This window comes from Candidatus Falkowbacteria bacterium, from assembly GCA_018674305.1.
Classification (GTDB): domain Bacteria; phylum Patescibacteriota; class Patescibacteriia; order UBA11705; family JABHMO01; genus JABMRF01.
In genome coordinates, this window is the sequence record JABHAL010000015.1 from 130430 (window position 1) to 142754 (window position 12325).

Genomic DNA, 12325 nt, shown 5'->3' on the forward strand with positions numbered 1-12325 from the left:
TTGTTGATTTTCCCTATTGTCTTTTGGATTCTACTCACCACGTTTTTTCTGCACGTACTTTTTAATCTGTTCGTTTGTACATTCTTTTGCCTGCTGACCCAATTCATCATAAAAGGGTCTTTCAAAAACATGTACTGACCCATCCAATGAATCCGTTGTACAATACTTTCTCTGACCGGTCCAGCGGTCAACAAGTTGATCACCACTGATAAAAAACATGGCCAAGGAATGCAAGGCAAACATTCCCAACAAAAGAGCAAAACCTAGGTTTCTCTTTTTTTTATTCCAACGAAGGAATAACCTAAAAATTGCAAACCACAGTACAAAGCCAACAACAACTGCGATGACGTTGGCTAAATAAACATTCAGACCTAACCCTAAAACCTGGCTTAGGGCGTATGGATATATCATCAGGAAGCCGAGAAAACTGGCATATCGGAACATCCCAACTAACAGCAAAATTCCCATCACTAGAAGGGAAATGCCCAACAGTAGCCTTTTGTTATTATTCATCTTAAACCTCCCTTATTCAAGATCATCTTTAAACACCCAGACAAAAAATGAATGTACAATAAGACTAATTATTACAGTCATATACCCTAGAATTGCCAATCTAGTAGCATACACCAAGCAATACCCAACTCCCCCCATAAGTCCACCTACCGTCAAAGTCACAATCAAGACCTTCAGAGTGAGCTCATTTCTTTCTTTACTGTCATATTCAGAATGATCTAAATACATAAATATAAAGCCAGATATTACTAATGTGAAAAGAAGTGTTATTATTATAGTAAAAGTTACAATTGAGTCCATTGGATTTGATATTTCTTTTTTTAGCGAACTGGAATGTGTTTCTGTAGGTTGATGAAATTGCGTACTTGTTTTTTTCTTGGGCCCCTCATTTCGCCAACGTGCTTGATTTTGTTCAGCTTTGGCAAATGACTGTTCTCTGATCTTTTCCATTCCAGTGTCAGTTTTTATTCCACGCTTTTTTTGCACAAATTCCAAGGCCTGACTCTTATTACACTTTCTAGCCTTTTGGCCAAATTCATCATAGATTGGTTGATCAAACACCTGTAGTTCATTTGTGATTTTGTCATAAGTACAATATTTAATCACTTGGCCTGTTTGGGGGTCATAAATTCTTGAGCTGGTAATAAAATACATTGCCAGAGAGTGGGCAACAAAGATAAAAGCCAGCAAAATAAAACCTCGTTCCATTTTCTTTCTATTTAAACTGAAAAACAGTTTAAATATTGCGTACCACAGAATTGCTCCAACACCGACTGCAATTGCCTTGGCTAAATATTGATTCAACCCAAGCCCGAGGAGTTGCTCCAGGGCGTAAGGATAAACCATTAAAAAACCAAAAACTGATGCATAGCGCCAGGTGCCAATCAGAAGCAAAATTGCCACGACTAGTAAAAATATTCCTAGTTGCAATTTCTTTTTTCTAATTTTTTCTCTTTCTAACAATTCATGAATAGAAGTAATTGAAATACCAGGACTCGTGTCTGGCCCTTTTGCAAAATGATTCTTTTTCTTCTGACTCATTTTATCCTCCATTCTTAAAGAACAACAACTGTTTTATTTTTCAATAAAACAGTTGTCAGCCTTTAAAAAATTAGGGCGAAGCAAAGTGCTTGACTTCGCCCATGTTAGACTTTCAAAACAAACACCGTTATGGGTGAAGTAAGTTATGGAATGATCTACGAATCATTGAAAAATCTATATCTAATGAACTATCTTCAACAATAAAATACAATAACACACAATACCCAAAAATCAATAACGCGCCAACCGGAATTCCAAAAATGAAAACAAGTACTGCTGGAGCATTATAATATACAATAATAGTTGCCAAATCAGCAACCAAAATTATAATAATAGAAATTGGCAACGCTGAAAACACTACCAACACAGAAAACTGCCAATAACCACTATCCGCTCCAGCCAACATAAACAAAACACCACCAACAAGACAAAAAATGAACAAAAGAAATGCCAAGCCACCAGTAGTTTGATAATCCATAAAAGCAAATAAGTTGAAATTAAAATCTGACTCGTCGGATTCAATCTCTTCAACGTCTTCATTACTATTTTCCCATTCGAGATAATTACCTTTCGTTGACGTCCGTTTGACTATAGCTGGTGTTACTTGCCTTACATTGCCACCCCAAGGACAATGGCCAACCATATTAAAGAAGCGAACAATTCCGTCTATGTCATAGCAGTAATAAAATATTGACTTGCCAGTTGTTGGACTAATAAAGCCCTTTTTTATCTGAACAAAATCAATTTCCTGATTTTCATCAGGCTCATATTTTTTTTCAATTTCAAATCTTTCAACTTGATCATCTTCACAACGATAAGCAAGATCACCAAACTCATCGTAAAGCTGAGCCTCATAAACCTTAACCCGACCGGTCAAACGATCATCAATACAAAATTTTCGCTCTCCAGTAATCGGATGTACAATCGTATTGTAATTAACTGCGTACATCACCAGGGAATGACTAATGAAGATTAATCCAATTATTGCAAATCCAATGTAGCGTCGCTTTTTATTCCAACTAAGAAAAAACTTAAAGATAACTACCCATAAACCGACACCGGCTATTAGGGCAATCACTTGAGCCAGATAAATATTAAGGCCGTAGCCAGAAATCTGTGCTACCACATACGGATAAAACATTAAAAAACCAAAAAACTCAGCGTACATTGCTATTCCAACCAGCAAAAATACTGCCAAACCAATAAAAAACACACCAATAGACAACTTTGTCCACTTTGACATGACAAACCTCCGTAATTTTAAAGATCAATCTTTATTCTAAATTATTTAGAACAAGGATTAAGCTTGAAAAAATTAGGGCGAAGCAAAGTGCTTGACTTCGCCCAGGTTTTGTAGTTTACATCTTGAATCTATTTATCTTTGAACATGTTTTTGATAACGTATCTTGCGTCACAAAAATCTCGTTCCAAAGAAGTATTTTTAGAAATCCAAATAACTATCAGGTAATATCCAAGTGTCACTAAAACGAATATTGGTATACCAAAAATAGCCATAAAAAAATTGGGAACCTTCAGATGAGACATCCAAACTGCCAAATCCGCTATTAATATCCCTATAAAGGTCATTGGGAATATTGAGAACACACACAAAGAACAAAATTTCAACGAACGAATACCTATCCCAGCAAGAAAAAAAATCATCAATACAATCAAAATAACAAGAAAGCAAAATGCAAACAATAGAGTCGCTTCCTTATTTTTTTCAAAGGCAAAGAAATTAATTTTTGAAGCAGGCTTAACCTGCGGCTCACTTATTTCACGTGCTATTGGTCGGTAATTGTTGTTTTCCTTCGTTTGTTTAATAATATCTGCAGTTACATCTGAAAGTTCACCGCCCCAAGGACAATGACCACGCATATTAAAAAAATGAACTCTGGCTTCAGTGTCATTGCAATAGAAAAATATTGCTTTTCCCGTTTTCTGACTTATAAAACCATTTGCAACCTGATAAAAATCAATTTCTTGATTATTGTCCATTGCATATCTTTTATTAATTTCAAAGCGTCTGAGTTGGCTATCATTACATCTAATAGACTGGTCACCAAATTCGTCATAACTGTGCCCTTCATAGACCTTTACGCGCCCACTCAATTTATCGTCAATGCAAAACTTTCGATCTCCAGTAATTGGATGAACAATCGTGTTGTAATTAACTGCGTACATTACTAGTGAATGACTGACAAAAATTAAAACGATCAACCCAAAACCGATGTAGCGTCTTTTTTTATTCCAGCTCAAAAAGAACTTAAAAATAGTTACCCATAGCCCGATGCCGATAATTAAACCGATCACTTGAGCCAAATAAATATTAAGGCCGTAACCAGAAACTTTCACCACGATATATGGGTAAACCATTAAAAAACCAATGAAATCCGCGTACATCACAAGACCAAGGAAAAGAAATACTGCCAAACCAACAAAAAAAATACCCAAAGTTCGCTTTGTCCACTTTAACATGACAAACCTCCGAAATTTTAAAGATCAATCTTTATTCTAAATATTTTAGAACAAGGATTAAACTTGAAAATAAATAAGGGCAAGGCGCAAGCACCTTGCCCTTTGGACTACTTCTTTTTACGTTTTTCCTTCAACTTCTTAACCCACGGATGCCCAGAACTCAAGAAAATGCTGAACAATCCGATGGCGATACTCAGGAGAATTCCCGTAACAAACCAAGCCTCCTTTTTGTTAACTTCACGACCTTCGGGGTTTTCCTCAGCATCTTCTCCCATGATCCAGCCTTTAATAAAGGCAATTCCAAGAAGGAAGAAAAAGATGATAAGCACAACAATCGCAATCAAGATAATTTTTAACCACATGGCATCCCTCCTGTTTAGTGGTCCTCTTTACTGAAAAGTGTATTCCATATAATGATCATTAGCATCCTTGCCACTGATTGTCACTTCAATCCAACGAAGGTTAGAATTACCTCCCTTCAATCCCTTGTAATATGATGTCAAATCGATCATAAATCGTGCATTTTGAGTATGATGCTTCAAATTTGCTTCAAGGTACACTTCTGGTGCCAATTTCCAAGAGAAAACAATAGGAGTCCTTTGCTTATATTGAGCTGGGGACTCTCCTTTGCTTTTCAACACCCAGGCATTCATTGTTGCATCAGTGTATGTAACTGAGACACCGTGCTTTTCCTCACCTCTGAAATAAAGCCGGCAATTTGAAGACAGAAAACCGGGCCAATTCCACTCAATATTTCGAAAAACAGGGTATGCCACAACATTTCTAGTTTTACTGGCAGCTGGATTATTTTTATTCCAGCCAGCTGTAACAATTTCGTAATGCTTTCTATCTTTTTCTAGTTGGGCTGCTTTTTTAGCCTTCTCTTTGGCTTTTTTTTCTGCTCTTTTTTTAGCAACCCTTTCTTTTCGTAATTCAGCCTTAGCATCTTCAGCTTTTCTGTTTTCTAGATGTACCCTTCGTTTTTCCTGTCGGGCAAATTTATTTCTTTCGGCCTCTAGACTTTTTTCTGCTGAAACCCTTTTTCGTGCTTCTTCTTTTGCTTTTTTCTCTGCAACCAATCTTTCACGTCGCTCTTTTTCAATCTTTAATTTCAGGTTTTGCTTTTTTTCTTTCTCTAACCTGATTTGTTCATTTTTTTTTTGCAACTTCTCTCTTTCTTTCCTTACAATTTCACCAGTAATGACCTGAAGCTCGCCTCCCCAGGGACAATACCCAGAGGATGCGTAAAAATGAACCGTTCCTTCAGGATCAGTACAGTAGAAAAAAAGTGCCTTTCCCGTGGCTGGACTAACAAATCCAGACTCTACTCTCTCAAGTGTGACTTCGTAATTCTTGGTAGTAGCAAACTGCTTACCCTTCTCATATTTTTCAATGAGCTCGGGGGAACAACGCTGTGCCTGCTGACCAAACTTATCATAAAGAGCCTGTTCAAAAACCTGAATTTCACCAGTCAAAGGATTGACTGTGCAAAACTTAGCCATAGCCGGTCCATCAATAGGATGAACCAAGGAGTCCCCTTGAATCAGGAACATTGCCAAGGAATGCAATGCAAAAAATGCTGCAATGGTGATCATCCCCGCAAGCCGTCGATCTTTCTTCCAGCTAAAGAAAAGCCGGAAAATTGCGTACCACAGAGGTACCGCAACAACTATTCCAATTGCCTGGGCCAGATAAGGATTCATTCCGAATCCGGAAATCTTGCTGACCACGTACGGATAAACCATCAAAAAACCAAAAATCGAAGCATATTTAACAAGACTGATCAAAATCAGAATTGCCAATGCCACAAAAAACAACCCGAGAAACAGTTTAGCTGTCCTCTTCATAACACACCTCCAATGGTTATTTTCAACGAACAATATTTAATCTTAAATCATTAAAATCAAATATCGTTTTTTGAAAAAAATTAGGGGCGAAAGCAAAGTTGTTCACTTCGCCCCTAGCATTATTTTAGTTTCAAAGATCCCTCAAATAAATGATAACTTCTCGGGGAGAAATATTAGCGCATTTTTTTCTAAGCCACCTACTTGACTGATATCTATCTCTTGAATATTTTGTTTGTTCAATCCATTTTGGATTTGCTTTTATCTGAATCAGATAATGCAAGGCCATATTATCACATAACCACTCTGCATCGTCACCTGATACTTCGTCCTGGCTAACAAACTCATGTAACCAAGCGTGAAAAAGTTCATGCACCAAGATGGCTCTGTGCACATCAAGTGGTAACCCAAAAAGAATGCTAATCAAGTGATTCGTAACTTCTGTTTTTCCCAGAAAAGGTTGGATATATTTAGTTAAACAATTCCCCAAGGTTGTACTACCTCGATTCCTATTTCTTTTAGTTATAATCCCAAGGGTATTCAGATCGACGACTCTATATTCAATGGGTTTCCTTGGAAACCATGAATGCAGGTGCAATATCCGACTAACACCATTTATTATACTTTGATCAATTTGAAAAACGGCATCAATTGAACAAGTCGGGCAAATTACCCGGTAATCGGCTAAGTGCATTACATCATTAGGAGCCATTTGAGAGTGACAAGTAAAACACTGAAAACGTGGATCATGGCACCCTTTGCAAACAGCACCCTGGTCAGTGTTGAAATATCGTCCGTTTATTTTATTCCTACAAAGGCAACATTTCAAAGCAATTGAGTCATAACATTGTGAATGGTATAAAGAACCATCACATTCAACAGTATTATTCCCAATTAATGGCTGACTACAGACCGAACACTTTGGCGCACGTGAATTCACGCAAAAATCACAATACGTTACATTATTCAATGTAAAAATTTGTCTCGCGGATCTACCGCAATCGCACCTCATTTTAATCCTTGGTGATAAAAAAGATGATAGCGATAATGATGATAATCAGCAGAATTCCTCCACCACCCGAATCACCACCAGCAACAACGCCAAGACTAATAAGTGAATTTAGCATTTTCGTCTCCTCTAAATTTTAGTCAATGAACAATATTTATTTTCAAATTATTAAAAACAAATATTATTGATTGAAAAAAGTTGGGGCAGGCAAGCTAAGCCTACCCCGTTGGTTATTAAAATTCATCAAAAATCTTTATACCTAAATGAAAAACGCCAATAGTCAATAGTACGTAAATTGGGATCGAAAGAACAACCATGACAACTATATGCAATTGTGCCCAAATGAGCAGGGACAATATATCAGCAGTCAATACACTTATTACTGCTAAAAAAGGAAGCACAATAAACGCACCAACCATAGTTGGCCCATTCCCGTCTGACAGTCCAACACATAACGTAATAATAGAAATAATTACTGACAGAACGAAGAAAATCCCCGCAATAATATTTGTTTTTTTGTGATTTCTAAATTCCCAAAACCACGCAGTATAACTTATTTGCATTTCAGATTCAGCAGGGACAACTTCAACTTCCTGTGTTGTTCCCTCGAACGTTGGAAACTCCAGTTCAAATGGGACATAAACTGACTCTTGATGCACCAAAATTTCTTTATTGGCTATTTTTGCCACAAGAACAGAACTGACAGGCAAAAGTTGACCTCCCCAAGGACAATATCCTTCAGAAGAAAAAAAGTGTGCTTTTTTCTCAGAGTCAAAACAATAGAAGAACAATGGTTTTCCAGTTGCCGGACTTATGAAACCATCCTGCACCCTAGAAAAAGAAACTTCCTTGCTTGTTCCATCAGTAAAAGTTTTTTCTCTCTCGTACTTTTCAATCAATTCCGGTGAGCACCTTTCCGCTTTATTACCAAACTGATCATAGATAGACTGTTCAAATGTTTGAATTTCACCTGTCAAAGGATTCACAGTACAAAATTTCGCCATTGCGGGACCATCAAATGGATGAACCAAGGAATCACCTTGCAATAAAAACATAGAGAATGAATGCAAAGCGAAAAAAGCTACAATTGTAATCATGCCAGCCATTCTGCGATCCTTTTTCCAACTAAACAAAAGTCGGAAAACTGCATACCAAATTGGAATGGCTACAACAATACCGATTCCTTGCGCCAAATATGAATTCATCCCAAAACCTGTAATCTTTGTAACTACGTAGGGATAAATAAGCAAAAAACCAAAAATAGTTGCGTATTTCAGTAAACTGACAATCATTAGGATTGCCAAGCTGATAAAAATGACTCCAAAAATTATTCCTGCTTTTCTCTTCATGTCATCCTCCACAGCGTTGGTTTCAATGAACAATATTTACTTTTAAATTTTTTAAAAATAAGTATTGTTATTGAAAATTGAGGGCAAGGTGCAAGCACCTTGCCCTGTGATTTATACTCTTCGCCCCTTCATTTTCTTTACCCACGGATGATCCGTGGCCAGGAAAAGGGTACAGACACCAATGACCGCAGCGGCCACAAAGGCACCAACGCTCCACTTTTCCTTTTCAGTGAAGGGAATGGGGTTTCCCTCCTCATCCTTGAAAGGCTGCCATGATCCCTTGATCAACAGCACCCCGCCAACAAGCAATGCAACGATCACTAAAACAAACAAAATACCAACAAAGTTCAACATCACACCACCTCCATTTGTTATGTGTGACTTACTAGTTGACCATCAATCATCATCCTTTCCGAAAATCGCATCTCGACATCTTTTGTAAAGCGAATCAACGCCTCGCCTGGTAAGTTTACGCATTTCCTTGGCCGCAGTCTCCGCTTTTTGTTTTTTTATTTCTGCCTTTCTATCTGAAAAAGCAAAAAAGCTTCCCAGACCATTCATAAGCATTTCTTTGCCTAGATCAAAGGCAACTTCCACAGCCTCTTCTACAACTTCTTCCTGCTCACCGGACAACTTAATTTTGGCATCTTTTTCTTCTGTTTTATTTTTTTTCACCACCGCCTCCTAAAAGTAAAAGCTTACTTTCCGCGGAAGCCGATAACAGATTTCGTTTTTTCTGTGTTTTTACGTATTCTTCCAAGTCGCCAGTCTTGTGAGCGCAAACTCCGATCAAAATCTGAACCAAATCATCAAGATCAGAATCACACATTTCAAGGTATTGTCCCTTCGTCTCTTTTGCAATTTCCTTGTAAAAGCCTTGCGTTTTGTAGAGTTTCTTGTACGCTAAGGCCCCTTCTTCAAAACAGAACATGGAATAAACCGTTACTCCAAGCTCAACAAGCTTATCGATCTCGTCCTTGTAATTGAATTCATTCCGACAGTTAGAAACTGGGTCAACAACGCCATGCGGAGGCATATCTCCAATCAACACTACCATCCTGATTGAACCAGGGGTCCACTCAACATCATGTGCTAAATGATGAAGAACACATTCCAGGGCAGAAAGACCATCACCACCGCCACCAGGCCGAACTTTTTCTATTTCAGTCTGAATATCTTGCGGATCGCTCAAAAAATCGGTAGCCGAGAAAGCACGAACTCCATCAAAATGCCTTTCTTCATCGCCATGATTCTTGTAAGCAATGTAGCAGAAACGAGCCTTAGGATTTGTTTCACTCACTTCTTTCACGATCCGAGCAATTGCCTTTTTTCCTCGGTCAAAGTAACCCCACATACTAGCAGTAGTATCAAAGGCAAAAGCAACCTCCAAAATTCCCTTTCCAGGCGTTTTACCAGTAGAACCAAATCGCTTTGATTCTCTGGTTTTGGCCAAGCCTCGTCTTTCGCCAAGTTTGGTTAAACCACCAGCTCCTGAAGTTGGACGTTTAATAATATTTGCCATTGTCTCCTCCTTTATAATGTTTTGTCGTAATCAGCACGTTGTTGAGCATCTTTCAATATTTGATAAGCTTCATTAACATTTTGAAATTTTTCATCGAAAGCTTTCTCGATCTGAGCTCTAACATCAGGATCACTGACTTTATTCATCTCTGCAGTCTTCACGTCGGGATGATATTTTTTTGCCATTTTCCGATATGCTGATTTGATTTCATTGGAGGTCGCAGATGGCTGAATTCCCAAAATATCGTAATAATTCTTTCTTGGGCCTTTGGATGAAGTCCCACTGTTTGAACTACCACCAGAAGAACTCCCCGCCAAATAATCTCGCAAAGTAACTTCTTCTTCCAACAACTTATCATAAAGCTCAAGCAAAGAAGTCATATCACCAAAATCAAAGCGTGATGCTTTGTAATCATTAAAGTCGGCTTCAATCTCAGACAAGGTCACCAAATCATCGTCAGTTTCTGCTCTTTCTCCTGCCTGAATAAGTAACTCGAAGCAAGTTGCCAACAAATCATCGGTCTTTTTGTAAAGCTCAGCAAATTCAGGGAACTTTTTTCTCGTTTTCTGAATTTTGAGTCGTAAAGGAATAAAGTCAAAACCTTGCTCCCTTACCTGATCCAAGAAATCTTCAGCCGTTTCATCAATAACAGCTTCCAACGGCAGAAGATGCTTGAAGGGTTCTTTGATTCTTTTTTTTCTTGCTCGAAATTGACCAAGCTCTTTCTTTAAAATTTTTGATTGCTCCTTCTTTGCAATTGCCGGGATAAGTTGTGGTAACAAAGAGAAAATGCCAAACAATATCGCTGACTGCCAGCCATCTCGACCATGTATAATTGGTCTCGCACCACTTCCATTCTTCATCGCCCGAATGCCACTCTTGTCAAAAACAGTAGGATGGCTACGAACAATAATTCTGATCCCTATCCAAACTAGTAAAATAACGCCTAAAAATAGCAAAATTTTATATAACATTTAGGCCTCCACGAGCATATATTTTAAATGAACAATTGACAGTATATTCAATTTAACCATACTACTTCTGACTAATTTGTCAACCCTCAAAACAAACCAAATTTTTTGATTCGTTAGAAAAGGGAGGACAGCATTTGAAACTGTCCTCGTAGTTTCTTACCGAAATCCCATAAAGAAACCATCATCAATACTGTTGCAATGCTTGCATTCACCGTTTCTACCTTCAGGATAGAGGAACGGGGTCATTTCACGCTTACACCGGTGACAAAACCTCTTTGAACTCTCTTTTTTCTCCTTAACACCCAAACACGTGCAAAGAGTTTTCAGATAGTGACAATTCTTACACAATAGTAAATATCCCATGTTTTCTCCTTTGTTAAAATTATCAATTATCTCCATCTATTCAAATTATACGTCTAAATAACTATGAAATATACTGAAAAACTTACGAAAGAGAACAATGCGTAAATTTAGCAAAATCATCCAAACATATAATCAATAATACTCATTTCTATTGACATTAAATTAAATTTATGTTAAGGTTGTTGGTCTAATCAGCAATGATTAATTGAATTTTGAAAACTATAACCCAAGGAGGAAACATGTTTTTTCAGGCTGAATTTTCTCAGTTGATCCCCTGGCCCAAGAAAACTGCCGGACAATGGTTCAGAAATCTTTCTGGAAATAGTAAGCTGGGTTATCAGCTCTATTCCGCAATGCGTCACGTACTAGGAATCTTTCCTCTTTTGAGCGTGAACAAGGTTATTCTGTTTAGGGTTAATGGTGCAGATATACCATTTCCAAAAAACAGCGAAGGTGTTCAGTTGTCACAATTGTTCAACCTGATTGGCCAGGCAGAAGATCAAAATGATAACCCTCTACAACTTCGAGTCATCCTCACGCAGTTCAATGCGCCTCTGAGCATCACATACAATGTGCATATTTGCATTGATGACGGTGCTTGCCGAATCAGTATTCATACGCACGGTCAGATGCAATTGCCAACGCTTGACGGCCATGAACAGTTTGTACAGAAAATCAAACTGTGCCTACCCGAATACGCGCACGCTGGGCTTCTCAGGTTTGGCGACTGCCAAGTCGCTCTGGTTTCCAACTTCAATCAGCTCTACGGAACAAGAATTGAGGCTGGATATCAGACCGTTGGGATTGTTCCCAATCTAAAGGTCAAGGCAAAGTCTTTTTACGAAAGGGACTTTTCCAATCAAGCGAACTTCGAGTGTTACGCACCACCGGTTTACCAAACACTTGGGACATCACCACCATATATTCTGGACGGCATTGACCCGTTCGAGTATTTGTTCTGGTTCCTATCGCTTGATCATCTAATTCTAGGAATTGATCCAAACGATCTACTGTACCACGACCCAGCTGGTAATGCTGTTACTATGGAAGATGCACAAACAGCGTTGGATGAATTCAACCAGCAGTCCCCTACGGAATTCATGCGCACACGTATCGAAGCTGGTGAACACGCCAGACTGAATCCAGTCGTTGGCAAGCCACCACATCTCAAGCTGGTGTCTAGCAACGGCGAAGAGACGTAGACAAACACAAATCCCACTATTCACGAATAG

At 38.3% G+C, this 12325-nt stretch carries 13 protein-coding genes; 1 reads left to right on the plus strand and 12 read right to left on the minus strand.

The annotated features are described in order from the left end of the window. Positions 1 to 30 precede the first annotated feature (30 nt). From HN643_06040 to HN643_06095, 12 genes are all read right to left on the minus strand, one after another. Entirely contained in the window at positions 31 to 513 is a 483-nt protein-coding gene (locus tag HN643_06040) for a hypothetical protein (GenBank protein MBT7501193.1), read from the minus strand. A gap of 12 nt (positions 514 to 525) precedes the next feature. Further along, positions 526 to 1554: a hypothetical protein gene (locus HN643_06045; protein MBT7501194.1), complete on the minus strand. Its 1029-nt coding sequence runs from the start codon at positions 1552 to 1554 to the stop codon at positions 526 to 528. Positions 1555 to 1681: 127 nt separating this feature from the next. Continuing rightward, positions 1682 to 2797: a hypothetical protein gene (locus HN643_06050; protein MBT7501195.1), complete on the minus strand. Its 1116-nt coding sequence runs from the start codon at positions 2795 to 2797 to the stop codon at positions 1682 to 1684. Positions 2798 to 2925: 128 nt separating this feature from the next. Beyond that, a complete protein-coding gene (locus tag HN643_06055) occupies positions 2926 to 4032 on the minus strand; it encodes a hypothetical protein (GenBank protein MBT7501196.1) in 1107 nt (368 codons plus the stop codon). Positions 4033 to 4139: 107 nt separating this feature from the next. Continuing rightward, positions 4140 to 4394: a hypothetical protein gene (locus HN643_06060; GenBank protein ID MBT7501197.1), complete on the minus strand. Its 255-nt coding sequence runs from the start codon at positions 4392 to 4394 to the stop codon at positions 4140 to 4142. A 27-nt stretch (positions 4395 to 4421) separates the two neighbouring features. Continuing rightward, the gene (locus HN643_06065) at positions 4422 to 5879 is read right to left on the minus strand and encodes a hypothetical protein (GenBank protein ID MBT7501198.1); all 1458 of its coding nucleotides are present in this window, start codon (positions 5877 to 5879) and stop codon (positions 4422 to 4424) included. A 130-nt stretch (positions 5880 to 6009) separates the two neighbouring features. Beyond that, positions 6010 to 6588, minus strand: coding sequence for a protein DA1 (locus tag HN643_06070; protein ID MBT7501199.1), 579 nt, complete (start codon positions 6586 to 6588; stop codon positions 6010 to 6012). A 530-nt stretch (positions 6589 to 7118) separates the two neighbouring features. After that, positions 7119 to 8234 (minus strand): hypothetical protein, encoded by a 1116-nt coding sequence (locus tag HN643_06075; GenBank protein MBT7501200.1) that lies wholly within the window; start codon positions 8232 to 8234, stop codon positions 7119 to 7121. 111 nt (positions 8235 to 8345) lie between these two features. Then, complete coding sequence (locus HN643_06080) at positions 8346 to 8591, minus strand: hypothetical protein (GenBank protein MBT7501201.1); 246 nt, start codon at positions 8589 to 8591, stop codon at positions 8346 to 8348. Between the two features lie 39 nt (positions 8592 to 8630). After that, positions 8631 to 8909: a hypothetical protein gene (locus HN643_06085; GenBank protein ID MBT7501202.1), complete on the minus strand. Its 279-nt coding sequence runs from the start codon at positions 8907 to 8909 to the stop codon at positions 8631 to 8633. Then, on the minus strand, positions 8896 to 9756 hold the full coding sequence (locus HN643_06090; GenBank protein MBT7501203.1) for a VWA domain-containing protein: 861 nt from the start codon (positions 9754 to 9756) through the stop codon (positions 8896 to 8898). Before HN643_06090 ends, HN643_06085 begins: the two co-directional genes overlap by 14 nt. Before the next feature lie 11 nt (positions 9757 to 9767). Then, positions 9768 to 10136 carry a J domain-containing protein gene (locus HN643_06095; protein MBT7501204.1) on the minus strand — a complete coding sequence of 123 codons (369 nt, stop codon included), beginning with the start codon at positions 10134 to 10136 and terminating at the stop codon, positions 9768 to 9770. 1196 nt (positions 10137 to 11332) lie between these two features. Here HN643_06095 and HN643_06100 point away from each other — a divergent pair. Beyond that, entirely contained in the window at positions 11333 to 12295 is a 963-nt protein-coding gene (locus tag HN643_06100; protein ID MBT7501205.1) for a hypothetical protein, read from the plus strand. The last annotated feature ends 30 nt before the right edge of the window (positions 12296 to 12325 follow it).